Consider the following 21,477-nt stretch of genomic DNA (forward strand, 5'->3'; position numbering starts at 1 on the left):
ACCTAATGAAAAAACGTAATTTTTTATGTGCAAATTGACAGGCCTGACAATGTTACTTTAAAGTTAATATTTAAAGTTATTAGAACAACTGTTTTAATGACAATAAGTTATAACAAAATGGGTTTGGTAAGCAAGGTTAACCCTCTATAGAATGGCTGGCTAAAAAAGTGTAGGTTGAAAACCTTAAGTGGCTCTAAGTAAGAACGACTATTTTCTCGGTTCTGTTGAGCAATCAATTAAAGCAACATTAAATTGGAATTTATCCCATGTGGCAAACAATTAAACAGATCCCTTTTTGGCAAAAGGTACTCGCTGGCTTTATTCTCGGCGTAGGCCTAGGCGTCGTCTTAGGTGAGCAGGCGACGGCAGTGAAACCCTTAGGCGATCTGTTCATCGCAGCGATTAAGATGCTGGTCGCTCCACTTATCTTCTGCGCTATCGTGGTGAGTATTACCTCGCTAGGCAGTGGTACAAGCCTTAAAAGACTGAGCTTTAAAACGTTAGCCATGTTCATGCTAACAGGGACTATCGCCTCTTTAATTGGTTTAACCGTTGGTAGCCTTATCGATATGGGTGGCAGCCTAGAATTGGCCACGACAGAGGTTCGCGAACGTAACGTACCAGGCTTTGCACAAGTATTACTTGATATGATCCCTGTTAATCCTTTTGCTTCATTAGCCGAAGGTAAAGTGTTACAGATCATTGTCTTTGCTGCATTAGTTGGCATAGCAATAAACAAAATTGGTCAAAAAGCAGCACCACTCAAGCACACAATAGAAGCGGGTGCAGAGGTGATGTTTCAATTGACTCGCATGGTACTACAACTGACTCCTATCGGTGTTTTTGGTCTGATGGCCTGGGTAGTTGGTGAATATGGCTTGTCGATGTTACTCCCCTTAGGTAAATTTATTGGCGCCATCTATATTGCGGCATTAATTCACATCATTTTTGTCTATGGTGGTTTAGTCAAATTTGGTGCGAATCTGAGTCCGATTCAATTTTTCCGCAAAGCGATGCCGGCACAACTCGTGGCTTTTACCACAGCTTCTAGCTTCGGAACATTACCTGCAAGTACTCGCGCCACCGAGACCATGGGCGTATCAAAAAAATATGGCGCCTTCGTTTTACCACTTGGGGCGACCATGAACATGGACGGTTGCGGCGGGATCTATCCTGCTATAGCAGCTATCTTCATTGCGCAAATTTATGCCATCCCACTCGATATGACTGACTATATGTTGATCGCCGTAACTGCAACGGTTGCATCGGTTGGAACAGCTGGCGTCCCAGGTAGTGCCATGGTCATGTTATCCGTCACCTTAGGCGTGGTTGGCTTACCGCTAGAAGGGATTGCCTTTATCGCTGCTATTGACCGGGTTATCGACATGATGCGCACAGCGACAAATGTAACAGGCGACATGATGACCGCTGTGGTTGTGGGCAAATCAGAAGGTCAGTTAGATGAAGCGCAGTTCTATGCAAACGAGGAATTAGTCAGTAAAACGGCCAACGAATCTTAGTTCATTGCAGTGATCCACTCGAAATATCAAAGCCGCTGATGCGGCTTTTTTATTGCTAATATATTGTTCAAATTAAGATAATTTACATTATACTTGCCAAATCGTACTGTATTCTTAGAGGTAAGACATGGCTCGACTGTTTTTACTACCTATAGTGTTGTGCCTGTTCTGGACGCTATTTTTACACTTAACAGGTGTACCGTTAAAACAGGGGAAAAAAGGGTATATTTACATTATCGCCATCAGCGCAACCTTAATTTTATCCTTAGGTTTTTTGACGTGGATCACCGCGGGACAAAACCTTCGCAACTAATCTGATAAAACCAGTAGGACTAATATGATTTATCGCTAGCTCTGGCAATTAATTCTGCTAAGATAGCGCCCTTTTTCATCGCCATCATATGGCAAAACAGTGGATTTTCGATGTCAGACAAGTTCTTCTTTAAAGGTCGTAAGACGCCTAAGCCAAAACATGAAAGTTATGGCTACAACACTAAGCGCACAGCAAAACCAGGCAGCGAAGCTTTTCCACTACAACTGCTGGTAACCAGCGAAGCCAGAAAGCAAGAGATTGACGCTATAATTGCAGAACATCAACTGTTTGCTGATATTGTTATCGATGAAAAAGCGCAGGAAGATATTTTACAACTCGACGGCATTTTGAATCGGCCTAAAACCGCAACCGTTGCTAAACTGCCACAGCGTAACGAATCATGCCCATGCGGTAGTGGCCTCAAATACAAGAAATGTTGCGGCAAATAAACAGACTAGCGACGATCAATGATACAGATCGTCGCCCTTGCCAACGATTTATAATCGATAGAATAAAGTTCAATCACCTATCAAAGTAGCTGCGCTATCTGGCTAAGGCGCTGCTCTAACTCCTCTTCTGTTGCTGGTTGACGCTCCAATTCAAATGTTAAAGGCTCACTGCCATTAAGCATAAACACAGAGCTCTCTCCATGGTCGTAATGAAACCATTTACCATTCACACAAAGATCGGTATAACAATTCGGTAGTAATTCCATTGTAAAGCCCTCTACTTAGTATGCGCTAACGCAACAAATTATCGTGATTGCGATATAGGTCACACTTATAAGACACCAATTTCGATAGAGGCTTGTTGATCTATATCAACTTCATCAGCATTAGCTTGATTACTTTTTGGTAAACAGCCCACCCAATACCGATCGCTTTACGTAAAAAAACGGCGCACATCAAAGATGAACGCCGCTTTTTAATTTAGTGGTCAATTAATTACAAGATACTAATGACCTAACACCGCCAGTAATACCCCCGCCGCAACCGCTGAGCCTAATACACCGGCAACATTAGGCCCCATGGCATGCATTAACAAGAAGTTTTGCTGGTTCGCTTGCAAACCAACCTTATTGACGACTCGGGCAGCCATAGGCACCGCAGAAACGCCGGCAGCACCAATGAGAGGGTTGATTCTCCCACCAGACAATTTACTCATTAGTTTGGCCATTAACACCCCTGCTGCAGTGCCAATACCGAAAGCCACCGCGCCCAAGACCAAAATACCTAATGTTTCCAATTGCAGAAACTTATCCGCAGACAGCTTAGATCCAACGGCTAAACCTAAGAATATCGTGACAATATTAATCAGCTCGTTTTGCGCTGTGTTAGATAATCTGTCTACAACGCCCGATTCACGCATTAAGTTACCCAGACAGAACATGCCAACTAATGGCGTTGCCGCTGGCAAAAACAGAATGGTTAACCCTAAGACCATTAATGGAAAGAAGATCTTCTCTTTCTTGCTGACTTCTCGTAATTGCTCCATCTTGATCTGACGTTCAGATTCAGTGGTAAGTAGTTTCATGATAGGCGGCTGAATAATAGGCACCAGCGCCATATATGAATATGCAGCCACTGCAATAGCGCCCAGTAAATCAGGTGCCAACTTTGACGCTAAAAAGATAGCCGTTGGCCCATCAGCACCGCCAATGATGGCAATCGCTGCCGCATCTTGCATTGAAAACTCAAATCCAGGCACGGCATTTAACGCAATTGCGCCGATCAATGTCGCAAATATACCAAACTGAGCCGCAGCGCCGAGCAGTAACATTTTTGGATTAGCAATTAACGCCCCAAAATCAGTTAGTGCACCGACCCCCATAAAGATCAGCAAGGGAAATACACCGGTTTCAATACCTACATGGTAAGCAAAATAGAGCAGCCCGCCCTCTTCGGTGAATCCACCATTAGGAATGTTTGCTAATACGGCACCAAAGCCTATGGGTAACAGCAAAAGTGGCTCAAACCCCCGAGCGATAGCTAAATACAGCAACAAACCACCGACAGCCATCATCAGCAGCTGTCCACCAGTAAAGTTGGCGATGCCAGATTCGGCCCAAAAAGCCATTAATCCTTCCATGTTAACTCCTATGCTATAGCCAGCAATTGATTGCCAACGGCAACAGAGTCACCCTCTTTAACCCAAACCTGGCTGATCACGCCATCGGATTCAGCACGGATCTCAGTCTCCATCTTCATCGCCTCGAGAATAATCACCACATCCCCAGCTTTGACTTCATCCCCAGCAGCAACATTCACCTTAAAAATATTGCCAGATAACGGCGCACTCATCTTCGCTTTAATCGTCCCTGTTGATGCACTCACAACAGGTTCTGGCGCCGCAAAAGGCACCACATTATCACTGGCTACGATTTGGCTAATATCACCACCAGGGGTGACTTCAACTACAAACGACTGGCCTTGCACATTAACCGTGTATGTTTCTGCTCCGCCCGATGGTGCGCTGCTCATCTGCGCTTTAGCCTCAGTTTGGGCCGCTGAGGGAAGTTCAGGCTTAGGCTCAAAAGCATCAGGATTATTACGGTTCTTGAGGAACTTTAGACCAATTTGAGGGAATAAAGCATAGGTCAGTACATCGTCATCAACCTCTGATGCTAATGTTATTCCCTCTGCTTTAGCCTTAGCACTAACCTCGTCGCGTAATCTATCGAGTTCAGCTTCCAGTAGATCAGCTGGACGACAAGTGATCGCTTCGGCACCGTTTAGCACACGCGCCTGCAACGAGGTGTTAACTGCCGCAGGAGTTGCGCCATATTCGCCTTTTAGTACCCCTTCAGTCTCTTTGGTCAGCGACTTATAACGCTCTCCTGTCAACACGTTAATCACGGCCTGAGTACCAACAATCTGTGAGGTGGGGGTAACCAAAGGCAGAAAACCTAAGTCTTCACGCACTTTTGGGATCTCTTCTAATACCAAATCCAATTTGTCTGCCGCGCCTTGTTCACGCAGCTGATTTTCCATGTTAGTTAACATCCCGCCTGGGACCTGAGCGCGTAAAATACGTGAATCAATACCTTTAAGTTCGCCTTCGAACGCAGCATATTTTTTTCTTACTTCGCGGAAGTAAGCCGCGATCTCTTCGAGCAACACCATATCGTAGCCAGTGGCTCTATCGGTATCCTCAACCATTGCAACAAGGGTTTCTGTCGCGCTATGCCCATAGGTTTGACTCATAGATGATATAGCGGTGTCGAGTACATCGATCCCCGCCTCAATCGCCTTTTGGTAGGTTGCTGTACTCAGACCCGTTGTCGCATGGCATTGCATCGACACTATAAGATTCGTTTGAGACTTTAACTGGCTGATCAGATCAAAAGCGTCAAATGGCTTGAGTAGACCCGCCATATCCTTAATGCACAAAGAGTGACACCCCATATCTTCTAGACGCTTGGCCATATCAACCCAAGTATCTAGCGTATGAACGGGGCTTGTAGTATATGAAATAGTACCTTGAGCATGACCACCAACATCGACAACGGCCTTAACGGCAGTTTCTAAATTACGCACATCATTCATAGCGTCGAAAATACGGAACACATCTACGCCATTAAGATATGCTCGCTCAACGAATCTACAAACAAGATCGTCGGCATAATGGCGATAACCCAATAAGTTCTGCCCTCGCAGTAGCATCTGCTGTGGCGTATTTGGCATAACCTTCTTTAATTCTCTAATTCGCTCCCAAGGATCTTCCCCTAGATAGCGAATACAAGCATCAAACGTCGCTCCACCCCAAGACTCGAGTGACCAAAAACCAACTTCATCGAGTTTGGGCGCAATAGGAAGCATATCTTCAAGACGAAGACGAGTAGCCAGAATAGACTGGTGTGCATCGCGTAATACGACATCGGTTAACGCAAGTGGCTTGCTCATAAAAACTCCCTTCTCTTACTATGCTTTTGCACGATATTGATGAATAGCTGCGGTAATAGCGGCAACTACTTTTGGCTCAATGGTGTAATGCTGATTTGGTTCATCCACATCAACGCTAATCGGCACAGGTGTTGGGCCAAACTTCCACGCGACCAAATTAATGGCCAGAATGAGTATAGAAAGGAACATAAAAACCAACCCCATACCTAACACCATAATCATCAGCGCTTCTATTATCTGTTGAGCTATTGATTCCATATCGTCCTCTTTGCCTAAATCAGTATGTTAAGACTACTCCCCAAAGGATCTTAGCCACACTATTTATTCATTTTTAGAGCAAAAAAAATCACCTCCAGTAATAGAGATGGCTTTGCTAAAAGATGAAATATTTCCAAAAACAGGGAAAACCATAACTAATCTATAACAAAAACGCGAGCATTTTGTAAATTGGTCTTACCAAATTAAGCAAAACCAACTTGCTCTATCAAACAAATCTGCATAAAAAACTCAATAAACTGCAGATCATTCAATTTTATAACCAGGAAAAGCAAAAATACAAAAATGGGAGTGAATTCCCCTGAAAATTGAGTTCCCAAAAAGAGACCAATCATTGTTGGATGAAAAACTATGCAACAGATATAACGCGTGTCACCTAGGTCAAATAGGCCACATTTCAACAAGAAACGGATGCCATATACCCTGTAGTAATAGAAATGCTCTACTCAACCTGTTTTTTGCAACTAATTAAAGACGAATGAACGATGGAATGCTTGCAGCCGCGGAAGCCATTCAACGTAGGAGTAGGAAGCTCAAAACATGCCTGAAAGGCGAGTTTTAGCGCTCTTGATGCTGATTAGTATTATAGTGGCAGAGCGCTCACAACTAGAAATGTTAAATATCGCAGATATAAAAAAACCCATAACTATAAGTTACGGGTTTTAATAATGGCGGAGAAGGAGGGATTCGAACCCTCGATGGGATTTAAAGCCCATACTCCCTTAGCAGGGGAGCGCCTTCGGCCACTCGGCCACCTCTCCGCATAAAATGGTGCGCGTGGGAGGATTCGAACCTCCGACCGCCTGGTTCGTAGCCAGGTACTCTATCCAGCTGAGCTACACGCGCAAAACTTTGCGTAAAACATAAAAAAGACGGAATTGACCGTCCAATTTATTTGAATATGGTGCGCGTGGGAGGATTCGAACCTCCGACCGCCTGGTTCGTAGCCAGGTACTCTATCCAGCTGAGCTACACGCGCAAAACTAACACTTATTACACTTATAAATCATAGATGGTGCGCGTGGGAGGATTCGAACCTCCGACCGCCTGGTTCGTAGCCAGGTACTCTATCCAGCTGAGCTACACGCGCATCTTACTATCTACAATCTATTTTCCCGAAAAATAAAATGGTGCGCGTGGGAGGATTCGAACCTCCGACCGCCTGGTTCGTAGCCAGGTACTCTATCCAGCTGAGCTACACGCGCACTTTATTTTACAGTCAAGAAATGGCGGAGAAGGAGGGATTCGAACCCTCGATGGGATTTAAAGCCCATACTCCCTTAGCAGGGGAGCGCCTTCGGCCACTCGGCCACCTCTCCGTTTTCTTGGCGCACATATTACTGTTTGACGAAAATAAGTCAAACCATTTCTATGAAACAAATACCGTTTGAGCTGTTTTTAAGCAGTTATGACTCACAAAGACAAGCTACTGTGCGCTATATCGCCACAACGATTAAAAACCTAGCAATTGAAAACAAAAAAGTCAGCAACATGCTGACTCTTATAGATACTTCTAAACGAAAGAAGTCGCTTAAAAATTACCACTTTCAGAAGAACTACCTGACTTCTCAGATTGAATACGTTGATAGATCTCTTCACGATGAACTGAAACTTCTTTCGGTGCATTAACACCAATACGAACTTGATTGCCCTTAACGCCTAAAACGGTGACAGTAACTTCATCACCAATCATCAGTGTTTCACCAACACGACGAGTTAATATCAGCATGTTTTGCTCCTTTAGTTCCAAATTCTGCTTATACGGCATTATTCCGTTATAGCCTTATTATACGGTCAGCTTAGTACAAATTAATAGTGTTCTGATAAAAAACACTTTCTAATAGCCCCTTTAATTACTTAAATGTGCAGAATCTCGCTGTTTTTATGCAAGGAATCTTACCTAAGTGGACGATTATTACCCACAATAATTGATCGAATATTGATTTTATACAATATTAGAGCCTGTTGACTTTCAAGGTTGTTTTGGCAGCCAATTGGTAGGTATTTATACAAGGCAGAAGCTTTGTGGTGTAGTTATTCTACACAAAAAGCAGAGAACGCAGTAGAAATGACCAACAAACGCTGCCCGAAGGGTTCGGCTAAAAACATTTTACTCCTTGTTCAGTGAGTTTTGCTTAGATCACTAGACTGCAATCCACTCACCTCGATTAACACGTTTTTGTCTCGAACAAAATTCAACCAACAAAAATCAACAGGCCCTAATAACCTAAATAAGCTAGGAACTATCACCGCTCTGTTTTGAACACAAAAAAGCGCTCTATGAGCGCTTTTTCTTCGATAACCTAGCTTGCCTTAAATTTATAGACGTTCAGACAACCAAGGTAGTACTGACGCTAGCGCACTATCAAGGTTCGCTGGCTCGCTACCGCCCGCTTGTGCCATATCGGGACGTCCGCCACCTTTACCGCCAACTTGAGCCGCTATCATAGCAACTAGCTCACCAGCTTTAACTTTGCCGGTTAAGTCTTTAGTAACACCGACTATCAGATTAACTTTTTCATCACCTGCTATACCCAGTACAACAATACCTGACTGCAACTTCTGCTTAAGTTCATCTTGTAAACCTCTCAACGCACCGGCATCGATACCTTCAAGTTTTTTAACCAGCACCTTAGCACCAGCAACCTCTTGGGCCTCGCCCGCTAAGTCAGCACTGGTTGCCGCCGCTAGCTTATCTTTAAGCTGCGATAGCTCTTTTTCCAGTTGCTTACTCTTTTCAAGCTGCGCTTTAAGTTTTGCCACAACTGAAGCACTATCGCCCTTGAGTAGACCCGCGGCTTGTTCAAGCTGCGCTTGCTGCTCATTAACATAAGCGATAGCAGCAGAACCCGTTACCGCTTCGATACGACGAATACCTGCGGCAATACCCCCTTCAGAGGTGATTTTGAACAAGCCAATATCACCAGTGCGGCCAACGTGAGTTCCACCACACAATTCGATAGAGAAGTCACCCATGGTCACAACACGAACCTTAGAGTCATACTTTTCGCCAAATAGCGCCATAGCACCTTGGGCTTTGGCTTGCTCAATATCCATCTCCTGAGCCTTAAGCTCATGGTTACGACGAATTTGAGTGTTAACTAAATCTTCAACAGTCTTTAGCTCGGCAGTATTAACCGCCTCAAAGTGAGAAAAGTCGAAACGTAATCTTTCAGGATCGACAAGCGATCCCTTCTGGCTGACGTGAGTACCGAGCACTTGACGCAGAGCAGCATGCAGAAGATGAGTCACTGAGTGATTAAGTTGAGTACGATGTCTCAGCTTCTTATCAACCGCTGCCGATAATTGTTGGCCTACACGAATAGAACCCGACTTAAGCTTACCAATATGACCAACAGCCTGACCATATTTTTGGGTATCGCCAACAAGGAGCTCGACGCCATCGGCGCTTAACACACCTTTATCACCACACTGACCACCAGACTCGCCATAAAATGGTGTGCTATCTAGAACGATCACCGCTTCTTGATCGCCAGCCAGCTCTGTTACCTCTTCGCCACCTACGTAGATCGCAACCACTTTGGCTTCGCCGTTTAAGTTGCCGTATCCGCAGAAGTCTGTTTGCTCGTCAATCTTAAGGCTACTATTGTAATCGGCATCAAACTGCCCCGCAGCTTGAGCACGGCTACGCTGCTCGGCCATTGCAACCTCGAAACCAGCTTCATCGACAGTAATGTCACGTTCGCGACAAACATCGGCAGTCAAATCAACAGGGAAACCGTAAGTATCGTATAGCTTGAAAGCCGTTTCTCCATCGAGAACGTCCCCCTCTAGCTCGCTTAAGGCATTGTCTAAAATGCCAAGACCACGCTCAAGCGTACGAGCAAATTGCTCTTCTTCCGCTTTCAACGACTTCTCAACGATCGCTTGGGTTTCAACTAACCCTTTAGCGGCATCGCCCATTACATCAATTAACGCAGGAACTAACTTGTAGAAGAATGACTCGGTTGCGCCAAGCTTGTTACCGTGACGAACGGCGCGGCGAATAATACGACGTAATACATAACCTCGACCTTCGTTCGACGGCATGACACCATCGGCAATCAAAAACGCACAAGAACGAATATGATCGGCAATAACCCGTAGTGATTTATTTTCTAAATCAGTAACGCCAAGAATTTCAGCGGCTTTTTTGATTAATGCTTGAAAGATATCAATCTCGTAGTTTGAATGAACGCCTTGTAAAATAGCAGCAATGCGCTCAATTCCCATTCCTGTATCGACTGATGGCTTAGGGAGTGGGTCCATCGTTCCGTCGGCTTGACGGTTGTACTGCATAAATACGATGTTCCAGATCTCAATAAATCTATCACCATCTTCTTCAGGCGTCCCAGGGCGACCACCCCAAATATGATCGCCATGATCATAAAAAATTTCAGAACAAGGACCACAAGGGCCCGTGTCGCCCATTTGCCAGAAGTTATCTGACGCATACGCAGCGCCTTTGTTATCACCGATACGGATGATATTCTCCGCAGCGACGCCGATCTCTTTATTCCAGATCTCAAACGCTTCATCGTCGGTTTCATAGATAGTGACGCACAGACGTTCTTTCGGCAGCTTTAGCTCTTCAGTCAAAAAGGTCCAAGCAAAACGAATCGCATCTTGCTTAAAATAGTCACCGAAGCTGAAATTACCGAGCATTTCGAAAAAAGTATGGTGACGTGCGGTATAACCCACATTATCTAAGTCATTATGTTTACCGCCGGCGCGAACACAACGTTGCGAGGTTGTCGCTCTGGTATAATCACGCTTGTCTTCGCCAAGAAAGACATCTTTAAACTGGTTCATACCAGCGTTGGTGAACAACAAGGTTGGATCATTACCAGGTACCAGTGAACTGCTGTCCACGACCTGATGACTGTTTCTGCGGAAGAACTCCAAGAAAGCACTTCTCAGCGCTGCAGTGGTTTGATACATGAAATTATCCTGAATTAGATTATATTCTCAGTGACATTTAAGCGTTCACCGATACTCTAGTTAGCCCAACATTATAAGCAGTCTGTTGTTGAACAACCAGAGGTTTAGCCGAGGATAGTAAAAGAAACCGAAAAATAACGGGGAAAAATAAACAGGAATTAAATAGTTTAGTAAAACGAAGAGCCCATAGGCCAATGGATCTTAGTCGACTTCAACCTCTAATGCATAAGCCACTTGTTCGTAAGTAAAACCCTGAGCAAGTAAATAGCGAGTTCTGCGGGCCCTCTCTTTCTGATCCGCAATAGCACCGCTACTAGCAAACTTTTTATCGGCTTTTGACCTTGCCAACTCAAACCAATCACAGCCACTATTATTGAGCGCCGTTTCAATCGTCTCTTTGGATAATCCCTTCTGCGCCATCGACTGACGAATCCGATTATGTCCGTGCCCTTTGCTGATATGAGATCGCAATAAAAGCGCAGCAAAGCGCTGATCATCGAGATATCCATTATCAACACAGCGATCTAACACGGGGTCGATTTCAGTCAGCTCAAAGCCCTTCTGTATCAGCTTGGTTTTTATTTGATGGCGGGAATAGTCGCGGCGGGCAAGTAGCCCAACCGCGATATGCATAGCAGAAGTTGTCATAACAAGTTAAAACTTAAAACACTTCGCCTGTTTCTAGGTCGATATTTTCATCACTGACCGCTGATTCAACGGCAACTTTAGGTCCGCTCAACAACATGGTGCGTAACGCCGTATCAATTTCTGCAGCAATTTCTGGATTATCAGTTAAGAACTTACCAGCATTAGCACGACCTTGACCAATTTTGTCACCTTTATAGCTATACCAAGCACCCGCTTTTTCAATCAGCTTATGCGCGACACCTAAATCGACAAGCTCACCAGTACGGTTAATCCCCTGTCCATATAGTATTTGGAATTCCGCTTGTTTAAATGGTGCTGCAATCTTATTTTTAACTACTTTTACGCGAGTTTCGTTACCGATAACTTCTTCTCGGTCTTTAATCGCACCAGTACGGCGAATATCTAAACGAACAGAGGCATAGAATTTAAGCGCATTACCACCAGTGGTTGTTTCAGGGTTACCAAACATCACACCAATCTTCATACGAATCTGGTTAATGAAGATAAGCAATGTGTTCGATTGCTTAAGGTTACCCGCTAGCTTACGCATTGCTTGGCTCATCATACGCGCCGCTAAGCCCATGTGAGAATCACCAATTTCCCCTTCAATCTCTGCCTTTGGTGTCAACGCTGCAACAGAATCGACAATAATTACATCGACCGCACCGCTACGCGTTAGCGCATCACAAATCTCAAGCGCCTGTTCACCTGTATCTGGTTGAGAACAGAGAAGGTTATCAATATCAACGCCAAGCTTTTGCGCGTAAATAGGGTCAAGTGCATGCTCTGCATCGATAAAGGCACAGACTTTACCATCACGCTGGGCCGCTGCGATCACTTCAAGAGTTAGTGTGGTTTTACCCGACGACTCAGGGCCATAAATTTCAACAATACGTCCTAGTGGCAAACCACCAGCACCAAGTGCAACATCTAATGATAGAGAGCCAGTAGAGATAGTCTCAACATCCATAGAACGGTTTTCACCTAACTTCATGATGGATCCCTTACCAAATTGTTTCTCAATTTGACCAAGAACCGCGTTAAGGGCTTTCTCTTTATTTGCATCTATCTTCATTGTATTGTCCTCTCAATCACAGACGCTGCGCTGTGGTAAATCCGTTAGGATAAAGCGAGTCGTTTAAAATTCACGCAACGCCTTATGTCTCAATATGCAAACTAGTATACTGTACAATCATACAGTATCAAGTGCTGTTGATGATTATTTTTTATCAACTTTAAAACAAGCACTTACTCATAGGTTGAAATTGATCGTTGCTAAATCACACAATTAATAGCCATAAATCATTACCCAGGTTAAATTTATTGTTAATATTGGCGACATCATTTTTATCGTAATCTTGGCGTTATTACACTGAGAATTATTTTGCAGGATACCTTGGTCATTTCATGAACGCAGTTGATATTCAAAGTCTCGAGAAGCATACCCCAATGATGCGTCAATATTTGACGCTAAAAGCCGAAGCGCCCGATATGTTGCTGTTCTATCGCATGGGTGACTTTTACGAGCTATTCTACGATGATGCCAAGTTAGCATCAGAGTTACTGGGAATATCCTTAACGGCTCGTGGAAAAAGTGGTGGCAATCCTATCCCTATGGCTGGGATCCCTTACCACGCGGTAGAAGGCTATCTTGCCAAATTAGTGCAGCTAAGAACATCGGTAGCGATTTGTGAACAAATTGGCGATCCAGCTACATCAAAAGGGCCTGTTGAACGTAAAATAGTACGCATTGTTACGCCAGGGACACTAACTGACGAAGCCTTACTTCAAGAGCGTCAAGATAACCTTTTAGCAGCGGTTTATCACGGAAAAGTCGGCTTTGGCTACGCCACCTTAGACATTTCGTCAGGCCGATTTGTGGTAACAGAACTCGCCACAACTGAAACATTAGAGGCGGAGCTTCAACGCACGAATCCCGCTGAACTGCTGCATAGTGAAGATTTTAATGAGATGGCACTTATTAGTGCTTTTCGCGGCAAACGTCGTCGCCCTGAATGGGAGTTTGACTACGATACCAGCTACAAACTTCTGCTTGAGCAGTTCGGTACGAAAGATCTCTACGGATTTGGTTTAGGCGATGTTAGGCTGTCGATTCAAGCCGCTGGTTGCTTAATGCAATATGTGAAAGATACCCAGCGTACAGCCTTACCTCATATCAACTCCATCGTTAGATTTAATCAATGCGACAGCATCATTTTAGATGCTGCAACCCGCAGAAACCTCGAATTGACCAAAAATTTGCAAGGTGGTACCGATAATACCCTTGCTGCAGTGCTTGATAATACGGCGACCCCCATGGGAAGCCGTATGTTGCAGCGCTGGATCCATGAGCCGCTACGAAACCACAACACTATTAGAGCGCGTCATGATGCAGTTGAAGAACTACTTGATTCTGGTGAATTCGACCAACTACACGACCAATTAAAAGCGCTTGGAGACGTAGAGAGGATCACCGCTCGTTTGGCACTTCGCAGCGCTCGTCCACGAGATTTTGCAAGGCTTCGCCAAGCGCTATCTTTGTTGCCTTCAATTCAGCACTTATTGACCCATTACCAAAGTGCCCATCTGGCCGCCTTAGCCAAGAGCCTAGGCGACTTTCCCAGCGAACATGATCTATTGAGCCGTGCCATCGTCGATAATCCCCCCATGCTGATCCGCGATGGAGGGGTATTGAAGGAAGGCTATAATTCAGAGTTAGACGAATGGCGGGAACTGAGTCGAGGCGCGACAGATTATCTCGAAGACCTAGAAGCGAGAGAAAAACAAGCAACTGGCGCATCCACACTTAAAGTGGGTTATAACCGGGTTCATGGTTATTACATCGAAGTCAGCCGCAGAGAATCTCACTTGGTACCTATCAGCTACCAACGTAGACAAACTCTTAAAAATACCGAAAGATACATTATCGCTGAGCTAAAAGAGCATGAAGAGAAAGTGCTCTCGAGTCAGGGCAAAGCCCTTGCACTTGAAAAGCAGCTTTGGGAGGAGCTGTTTGATCTGTTAATGCCTAAACTTTTTGAGCTACAGCAATTTGCACGTGCCGCCGCCGAACTTGATGTCATTAGTAATTTTGCTGAGCGAGCCGAACTGCTTAATTATAGTCGCCCAGAACTAAGAGCCCAAAGTGGGATACAGATTGAAGCGGGCCGACATCCCGTCGTTGAACAGGTAAGCCAAACGCCTTTTATTGCCAACCCAGTGCAACTGAGTCCAGAGCGAAGAATGCTCATTGTAACTGGACCTAATATGGGCGGTAAATCAACCTACATGCGCCAAGTAGCATTGATTACCCTTATGGCACATATAGGATGTTTTGTTCCTGCTCAGCGAGCATTACTCGGACCAGTAGATCGCATCTTTACCCGTATTGGCGCCGCCGACGATCTCGCATCGGGACGCTCAACCTTCATGGTAGAGATGACCGAGACAGCAAATATTCTGCATAATGCAACACCTGAAAGCTTAGTTCTAATGGATGAAATTGGTCGTGGCACCTCAACTTATGATGGACTATCGCTCGCGTGGGCGGCCGCCGAACATCTGGCTAGTAGCCTTAAATCAATGACGCTATTTGCAACCCATTACTTTGAATTGACTCAACTGACTGAATCTATGCCTAACGTAGCCAACGTTCATCTAGATGCAATAGAACATGGCGACACTATCGCATTTATGCATGCAGTACAGGAGGGCGCGGCGAGTAAAAGCTATGGATTGCAAGTGGCAGCATTAGCAGGTGTCCCCCAAAAAGTCGTCAACGCGGCGAAACAGAAATTGCATCATTTAGAAAGTCGCGACAGAGATGGAACAGCAGACTCTTCAGGACAACAGATCCTGAGTTTTTCAGCGCCAGAAGAATCTGCCGTATTAGTGCGATTAGATCAAATAGACCCAGATCAATTAACGGCTAAGCAAGCTTTAGATCTGCTCTATCAGCTAAAACAGATCCGCTAGAAAGGAAAAAGCGCACTAACTAAGTGCGCTTTTAAAAATTTAATCGGGGTCGGCTATAATAACGCTGGCATTATTCCTTAACGCGCACGCTACCTCATCAATGCTAAGCCTACACCCCTAACTCTCTTACTATGCTCTCATTTACACGCGGAAAATGGCTTCTACCGATAGACCTTGTGCTCCCAACAGATCACGAAGACGTTTCAACGCTTCCACTTGGATCTGACGTACTCGCTCACGGGTAAGACCAATCTCTTTGCCCACATTCTCTAATGTAGATGGCTCGTATCCTAACAAACCAAAACGACGAGCTAATACTTCTCTTTGTTTACTATTTAATTCATCTAACCAACGTACAACCGACTTAGACATATCCTCGTCCTGAACCTTATAGTCAGGTCCGACGCTGTCGTCATCAGCTAAAACGTCCAGCAGTGCTTTGTCGTTATCGCCGCCAAGCGGTGTATCAACAGAGGTTATACGCTCGTTTAGCTTCAACATACGACTGACATCGCTGCTTGGTAGATCTAGCTGTTCGGCGATCTCTTCCGCTGTAGGCTCATGATCGAGTTTATGCGCCAATTCACGAGCAGTACGCAAATAGACATTTAACTCTTTAACTACATGAATAGGTAAACGAATCGTACGAGTTTGGTTCATTATTGCTCGTTCAATCGTTTGTCTAATCCACCAGGTCGCATAAGTAGAAAAACGGAAACCACGCTCAGGATCAAACTTCTCAACTGCACGAATTAGGCCCAAATTACCTTCTTCGATAAGATCTAACAGTGCTAGCCCACGATTGTTATAACGACGTGCAATTTTTACGACGAGCCTGAGATTACTCTCAATCATACGGTTTCGAGATTTAGCGCAGCCCTTGAGGGACTTGCGTGAAAAATAAACCTCTTCCTCCGCGCTCAATAGGGGGGAAAATCCAATCTCACCCAGATATAGCTGAGTGGCATCTAAGTTTTTTTGCAAATCTTCTTGTACTTGTTGTTCTAGTTCAGCCTCTTTTGCAATCTCTTTGCTATCCATTAATGAAACGTCAGACTCATTCTTTGATAAGTCCACCAAGGGCTCCGCAAAGGCGGTAGATTTTGTTCGACCCATAATAATATCTCCCAAATTTTACGTAATAATTTACTGCACTTTTCTATCCTCCAATTGCCAAATGGCTCCTAAAAAAATTATATTTTAGGTAAATATTTAAGTGGGTCTACAGATTTGCCATGATACCGAATCTCAAAATGCAGCATCACTTTATTGGTACCCGTTTGCCCCATACTCGCAACAGTTTGTCCTGCTGTAACGAATTGCTTTTCCTTAACTAAGATTTTATCTGCATGAGCATAAGCACTTAAATAATCATCGCTATGCTTAATGATCACTAGATTGCCATACCCTCGAAGCGCGTTACCAGCATAAACAACACGTCCATCTGCTGCAGCCTGAATACGATCTCCTCGAGAACCAGCTATCTTAATTCCTTTATTTCCCTGCTCGTTGGCAGAAAATTTACCAATCAACTTGCCTTTAACAGGCCAAAACCATCGATACACTTTAGGAGGTAAATTGGATTTCGGCTTGCGGATAACCTCGTTAACATTTTGTTGACCGTTTGTAACAGAGTACGCAGAATTGTGACCATGATCAAGCTGTTTTTTTGACGATGTCACTTTTTGTTCCTTTGGTACAGGAATATCTTTAACCGTATGTTTTTTAACTATATTTTCAGTTGCCCCCACAACTTTAGGCGTACTCTTTGCTGATGATTTGTTTGTAACAGAGCTTGTCGAATTAAGCTTCAACACCTGCCCAGGATAGATGGTATAAGGCTTCCTTAGCCCATTGCGCCTAGCAATATCAACGAAATCTTTATTTGCAGCCCAAGAGATCGAATATAAAGTATCGCCCTTTTTTACTTTATACTGGTCAGAGGTAAGACCTCCTCTTTTATAGGCTTTTTTTACAGGAGGGTTGATGCTAACAACAGGTGCTGGCGTATTAGCTTTAAAACTACAGCCCGCAAACGCTATTGTCATAAAAACAATAAATACTCGGGCTATCCGCACTCTTATAGTGAAAAGCTTAATCGTTTTACCTCTTTGATTGATAAATATATCTGCAATAGACAACTTATTATAACCACTGAGACATCAGGCAAGCTCACCGTTGACCAAGGGGACAAATTTGACCATCTCAATTGTATCGGTAAGATACCCAGAGTCGGATCGAGTCACGCGAAGTAGCTGTTGGACTTCCTCACCTACAGGAATGATTAACACTCCATTAGGCGCCAACTGTTCTAACAAGGCTTGAGGCAGGCTACTAGCAGCAGCCGTCACCATAATAGCATCGAAAGGCCCCTTATTAGCCCAGCCTTGCCAGCCGTCGCCATATTTGAATGAGACATTATGCAGATCTAGGCGCTTTAAACGTTGCCGAGCCTGAATCTGTAGGCTCTTAATCCGCTCTACGGTACATAGCTGATCAACCAATTGCGCTAATATAGCCGCTTGATATCCAGAGCCCGTGCCAATTTCTAATACCTTTCTAGGCTTAGACTCAAGCAACAACTCGGTCATTCTCGCCACTATATAGGGCTGAGATATGGTCTGGCCTTGCCCAATAGGTAGTGCGGTATTTTCGTAGGCTTTATGCCCCAATGCGGCATCAAGAAATAGCTCTCTAGGCGTCTTTGCTACCGCCGAAAGTACGTCTACATTGGCAATACCAGAGCCTTGTAGACTTCTTGCTAAATTTAATGCTGATGTGGTGGCAACACCGTTCATAGTTGTTCAATCCATTGTTTCATTGTTGAAAGCTGTTCATAAGCGGTCAAATCCACCGTTAGTGGGGTCACAGAAACATAACCATTGGCCACAGCATGAAAGTCGGTACCTTCGCTCGCATCTTGCTCTTCACCAGGAGGGCCGAGCCAAAAGATCTCTCTTCCTGCAGGGTCTAATGTTCGCACCATACCTTCTGCTCTATGCCTAGCACCAAGGCGAGTAACCTTGATCCCCTTAATCTCCTCAAAGGGCAAATCGGGAACATTAACATTCAATATTTGATCGTTAGCGATTGGTTTATCGATTAACCCAGCCACAACCTTACAGGCGATCTTCGCTGCGGTATCATAATGAAGCAGCTCTTTACCCACTAATGAGATGGCGATCGCAGGAAGCCCTAGAAATCGTCCCTCCATCGCGGCAGCCACGGTACCAGAATATAGTGTATCATCGCCCATATTCGCTCCAGCATTGATGCCTGAAACGACAATATTGGGTTCATCATGGTACAGTTCTCGAATTGCCAAATGGACACAATCAGTGGGTGTCCCACTGACTGAGACATAACCATTTCCTAACTTATTAATTCGCAAAGGATTAGTCAAGGTTAAAGAGTTACTGGCCCCAGAACAATTGCGATCAGGGCCTACCGTCATCACATCATAATGCTGCGCCAACGCTTCTGATAAAGCTGCAATACCTGGAGCCCCAACACCGTCGTCATTACTTACTAATATTCTAATCATTACCACTAACGCCTTGAGCTGATCGCCTAGCTTTAAACTCTCTGTCATTCACATCTTCATATTGAGCCAACTCTCTTAACACTGAAGTTGCAAAACACCCAGCAGGCAGAGCAAATTTAAGCACTAAGGTATCGCCTTCAACCTCATAGCACAAATTCTGAGGTTCAAGTAGTAGAGTGCGACGCTCTTGATTCAAGCCTGCTTGCTCAAGACCAATACAATCCTCATTTAATCTATCCGATATGGATGTCTCGAACGCTAATGCTTCCCCCTGAGACAGGGCTTGCCCCCTGCCCCACAGTGGCGCAGACAATTGAATATCTTTCTGCGCTAAACGTCCCAATAACTCTTCGTCCCAAGGATTGGCAACAAAATAACTTTTACTGCCCGCTAACATGACACAATCACCATCGAGCACTTGAGTACCAAACATAGCTAACCTTGTGGAGACCATTTCATTAAAAATATGCGAGCGAACTGCTGACAAGTACATACTGCGCTTATTGCGATCTTTAACGTTACGACCGGCGAGCATTTGACGCCCAAAAATCAAGTTTTTGCCATCGTGGCCAAAGCGTTGTTCGCCAAAGTAGTTGGGCACCCCTGTTTGCTTTACAAGCCCGATGCGCTTAATCATATCTTCAATATCAGATACCCCTCTCAAGGTGAGGGTAAATCGATTACCCGCTAACGCGCCTGTTCGCAATTTCTTACTGTGACGGCTACTACTAATAATCGTTAACTGTTCGCTATTAAGATCATCCCATTGAGGTGTTTCTTTCCCTGGAATTCGCACCCCAAACCATTGAGTCGTTATGGCGTTTTTATCTTTCTGTCCCGCAAACGTGACCTCTTTCGGGTGCACCCCAGCAAAGCTAGATAGCATTCTAGCCACATCGGCGGTATTTAACCCCTGTTTGCGAACATGGATCATATGGTGCTCACCTTCGCCTGTGGGCAAAAATGGTAAGATCTCCTCAACCATAAAATCACTGTGATGAGTACGTAAATCGGCACTCGATTGAGGTTGACCATGTAAATAGTGAAGTGAACTCATAAAATTCTCGTGTTAAATATCTTTAGTCATCAGCACAACGGCTTCGACTGCAATGCCTTCTTTGCGCCCGGTGAAACCAAGTTTTTCTGTCGTGGTTGCCTTGACGTTGATCGCGTCAATATCACAGAGTAAGTCTTCAGCTAAACAGACTCTTATCGCTTCTATATGTGGCAACATCTTTGGTGCCTGAGCTATCACAGTGACATCGAGATTGCCTAAACAATATCCTTTATCCACGGCCAGTTGATAGCAGTGACGCAGCAACACTCGGCTGTCGGCACCTTTAAACTCAGGATCGGTATCAGGAAAATGTTTACCAATGTCTCCCAATGCCATCGCACCAAGAATCGCATCAGAGATAGCATGCAATACCACGTCGCCATCAGAGTGGGCGACAAGCCCGGTATCATAAGGGACTTCGACACCACCTAGAATAAGTGGTAAATCACCACCAAATTTGTGTACGTCAAACCCATGGCCAATGCGAATATTCATATTATTCCCTGTATAACTAGCTCACGACTAAGCCTAATCGTTATGATTGAAATTGTGGTTCAAAATAAGTTTTGATGTAAAAACAACGCTGCCAGACGAAGGTCATCAGGGTGAGTCACCTTTATATTGTCTGCTCGCCCAGAAACCAATTGTGGTCTAAAACCAGCCCACTCCATAGCCGATGCCTCATCGGTAATGCTTATGCCATTTGCCAGTGCCTGAGTTAAATTATCCCTAAGACTCGCAACAGGAAAAAGCTGAGGAGTTAATGCATGCCACAAGTTATCACGACAAACCGTTTGCTCTATATCGCCTTGGCTGTTGCTACGCTTCATGGTATCTCGTACTGGCATAGCCAAAATAGCACCTTGAGGCGGTTCATCATCTTGGATCTGCCGCTCAGCGACAGCAATCAATTGATCGATATCACTCGGATGCAAACATGGCCGAGCAGCATCATGCACCAGCGCCCAAGCAGACTGAGGCGCACAAGATAAACCCGCTAAAACAGAATCGGCGCGCTCTTTGCCTCCCTCAACCACTTTCAGTTTTGGGTCATTTGCCTGAGGTAACTGAGCAAAATAGGAGTCGTTAGGGCTAAGAGCCACTATCACTTGGGCTATTTTAGGATGTTTAAGCAGAGCATCTAGGGTGTGAGCAATAATAGGCTGCTCATTTAACATCAAGTATTGCTTAGGAATTTCGGCGCCCATACGACTGCCGATCCCAGCTGCTGGTACTATAGCTACAAGATGTTCAATAATTTGATTCATTTATTTAAACTCATATCACGCCAAATCATCTAA

Annotated in this window: 19 protein-coding genes and 6 tRNA genes; 4 read left to right on the forward strand and 21 right to left on the reverse strand. The window is 44.6% G+C overall.

Features of this window, described 5'->3' with window-relative positions:
* Positions 1 to 266 precede the first annotated feature (266 nt).
* From K0I73_RS13065 to K0I73_RS13070, 3 genes are all read left to right on the forward strand, one after another.
* A complete protein-coding gene (locus K0I73_RS13065) occupies positions 267 to 1,520 on the forward strand; it encodes a dicarboxylate/amino acid:cation symporter (protein ID WP_220061525.1) in 1,254 nt (417 codons plus the stop codon).
* Between the two features lie 127 nt (positions 1,521 to 1,647).
* Positions 1,648 to 1,833 (forward strand): hypothetical protein, encoded by a 186-nt coding sequence (locus K0I73_RS19155; RefSeq protein ID WP_258405187.1) that lies wholly within the window; start codon positions 1,648 to 1,650, stop codon positions 1,831 to 1,833.
* A gap of 110 nt (positions 1,834 to 1,943) precedes the next feature.
* Positions 1,944 to 2,282 (forward strand): PBPRA1643 family SWIM/SEC-C metal-binding motif protein, encoded by a 339-nt coding sequence (locus K0I73_RS13070; RefSeq protein ID WP_220061526.1) that lies wholly within the window; start codon positions 1,944 to 1,946, stop codon positions 2,280 to 2,282.
* Between the two features lie 80 nt (positions 2,283 to 2,362).
* On the opposite strand, the gene K0I73_RS13075 is transcribed toward K0I73_RS13070, so the two are convergent.
* The 14 genes from K0I73_RS13075 to recA form a co-directional block, all read right to left on the reverse strand.
* Complete coding sequence (locus tag K0I73_RS13075) at positions 2,363 to 2,548, reverse strand: hypothetical protein (protein ID WP_220061527.1); 186 nt, start codon at positions 2,546 to 2,548, stop codon at positions 2,363 to 2,365.
* A 239-nt stretch (positions 2,549 to 2,787) separates the two neighbouring features.
* On the reverse strand, positions 2,788 to 3,921 hold the full coding sequence (locus K0I73_RS13080; RefSeq protein WP_220061528.1) for a sodium ion-translocating decarboxylase subunit beta: 1,134 nt from the start codon (positions 3,919 to 3,921) through the stop codon (positions 2,788 to 2,790).
* A gap of 8 nt (positions 3,922 to 3,929) precedes the next feature.
* Entirely contained in the window at positions 3,930 to 5,735 is a 1,806-nt protein-coding gene (gene oadA, locus K0I73_RS13085) for a sodium-extruding oxaloacetate decarboxylase subunit alpha (RefSeq protein ID WP_220061529.1), read from the reverse strand.
* 18 nt (positions 5,736 to 5,753) lie between these two features.
* The gene (locus K0I73_RS13090) at positions 5,754 to 5,993 is read right to left on the reverse strand and encodes an OadG family protein (protein WP_220061530.1); all 240 of its coding nucleotides are present in this window, start codon (positions 5,991 to 5,993) and stop codon (positions 5,754 to 5,756) included.
* Positions 5,994 to 6,680: 687 nt separating this feature from the next.
* Positions 6,681 to 6,772: transfer RNA gene (locus tag K0I73_RS13095), tRNA-Ser, on the reverse strand.
* An 8-nt stretch (positions 6,773 to 6,780) separates the two neighbouring features.
* Positions 6,781 to 6,857: transfer RNA gene (locus K0I73_RS13100), tRNA-Arg, on the reverse strand.
* Between the two features lie 56 nt (positions 6,858 to 6,913).
* Positions 6,914 to 6,990 (reverse strand) — tRNA-Arg (locus tag K0I73_RS13105).
* A gap of 34 nt (positions 6,991 to 7,024) precedes the next feature.
* Positions 7,025 to 7,101: transfer RNA gene (locus tag K0I73_RS13110), tRNA-Arg, on the reverse strand.
* A 38-nt stretch (positions 7,102 to 7,139) separates the two neighbouring features.
* Positions 7,140 to 7,216 (reverse strand) — tRNA-Arg (locus K0I73_RS13115).
* A gap of 22 nt (positions 7,217 to 7,238) precedes the next feature.
* Positions 7,239 to 7,330, reverse strand: a tRNA-Ser gene (locus tag K0I73_RS13120).
* A 212-nt stretch (positions 7,331 to 7,542) separates the two neighbouring features.
* Positions 7,543 to 7,740, reverse strand: coding sequence for a carbon storage regulator CsrA (csrA, locus tag K0I73_RS13125; RefSeq protein ID WP_220061531.1), 198 nt, complete (start codon positions 7,738 to 7,740; stop codon positions 7,543 to 7,545).
* Between the two features lie 590 nt (positions 7,741 to 8,330).
* On the reverse strand, positions 8,331 to 10,952 hold the full coding sequence (gene alaS / locus K0I73_RS13130) for an alanine--tRNA ligase (RefSeq protein WP_220061532.1): 2,622 nt from the start codon (positions 10,950 to 10,952) through the stop codon (positions 8,331 to 8,333).
* 201 nt (positions 10,953 to 11,153) lie between these two features.
* The gene (locus K0I73_RS13135) at positions 11,154 to 11,600 is read right to left on the reverse strand and encodes a regulatory protein RecX (RefSeq protein ID WP_434086682.1); all 447 of its coding nucleotides are present in this window, start codon (positions 11,598 to 11,600) and stop codon (positions 11,154 to 11,156) included.
* 13 nt (positions 11,601 to 11,613) lie between these two features.
* A complete protein-coding gene (recA, locus tag K0I73_RS13140) occupies positions 11,614 to 12,675 on the reverse strand; it encodes a recombinase RecA (RefSeq protein ID WP_220061533.1) in 1,062 nt (353 codons plus the stop codon).
* A 332-nt stretch (positions 12,676 to 13,007) separates the two neighbouring features.
* Here recA and mutS point away from each other — a divergent pair, with 332 nt between their 5' ends.
* Positions 13,008 to 15,575 carry a DNA mismatch repair protein MutS gene (gene mutS / locus K0I73_RS13145; protein ID WP_220061534.1) on the forward strand — a complete coding sequence of 856 codons (2,568 nt, stop codon included), beginning with the start codon at positions 13,008 to 13,010 and terminating at the stop codon, positions 15,573 to 15,575.
* A 141-nt stretch (positions 15,576 to 15,716) separates the two neighbouring features.
* Here the strand turns inward: mutS and rpoS are convergent, their stop codons facing one another.
* From rpoS to ispD, 7 genes are all read right to left on the reverse strand, one after another.
* A complete protein-coding gene (gene rpoS, locus K0I73_RS13150) occupies positions 15,717 to 16,691 on the reverse strand; it encodes an RNA polymerase sigma factor RpoS (protein WP_220061535.1) in 975 nt (324 codons plus the stop codon).
* 77 nt (positions 16,692 to 16,768) lie between these two features.
* Positions 16,769 to 17,623 carry a peptidoglycan DD-metalloendopeptidase family protein gene (locus tag K0I73_RS13155; protein ID WP_220064382.1) on the reverse strand — a complete coding sequence of 285 codons (855 nt, stop codon included), beginning with the start codon at positions 17,621 to 17,623 and terminating at the stop codon, positions 16,769 to 16,771.
* Between the two features lie 114 nt (positions 17,624 to 17,737).
* Complete coding sequence (locus K0I73_RS13160; RefSeq protein ID WP_220061536.1) at positions 17,738 to 18,373, reverse strand: protein-L-isoaspartate(D-aspartate) O-methyltransferase; 636 nt, start codon at positions 18,371 to 18,373, stop codon at positions 17,738 to 17,740.
* A complete protein-coding gene (gene surE, locus K0I73_RS13165; protein WP_220061537.1) occupies positions 18,370 to 19,119 on the reverse strand; it encodes a 5'/3'-nucleotidase SurE in 750 nt (249 codons plus the stop codon). The genes K0I73_RS13160 and surE overlap by 4 nt, the downstream gene beginning before the upstream one ends.
* Positions 19,112 to 20,176, reverse strand: a complete 1,065-nt coding sequence (gene truD, locus K0I73_RS13170; RefSeq protein ID WP_220061538.1) for a tRNA pseudouridine(13) synthase TruD — start codon at positions 20,174 to 20,176, stop codon at positions 19,112 to 19,114. The genes surE and truD overlap by 8 nt, the downstream gene beginning before the upstream one ends.
* A 12-nt stretch (positions 20,177 to 20,188) precedes the next feature.
* Positions 20,189 to 20,671, reverse strand: a complete 483-nt coding sequence (gene ispF, locus K0I73_RS13175) for a 2-C-methyl-D-erythritol 2,4-cyclodiphosphate synthase (RefSeq protein WP_220061539.1) — start codon at positions 20,669 to 20,671, stop codon at positions 20,189 to 20,191.
* Positions 20,672 to 20,730: 59 nt separating this feature from the next.
* Positions 20,731 to 21,444 (reverse strand): 2-C-methyl-D-erythritol 4-phosphate cytidylyltransferase, encoded by a 714-nt coding sequence (ispD, locus tag K0I73_RS13180; RefSeq protein WP_220061540.1) that lies wholly within the window; start codon positions 21,442 to 21,444, stop codon positions 20,731 to 20,733.
* Between the last annotated feature and the right edge of the window lie 33 nt (positions 21,445 to 21,477).

It is taken from the genome of Shewanella mesophila, assembly GCF_019457515.1.
Lineage (GTDB): Bacteria > Pseudomonadota > Gammaproteobacteria > Enterobacterales > Shewanellaceae > Shewanella > Shewanella mesophila.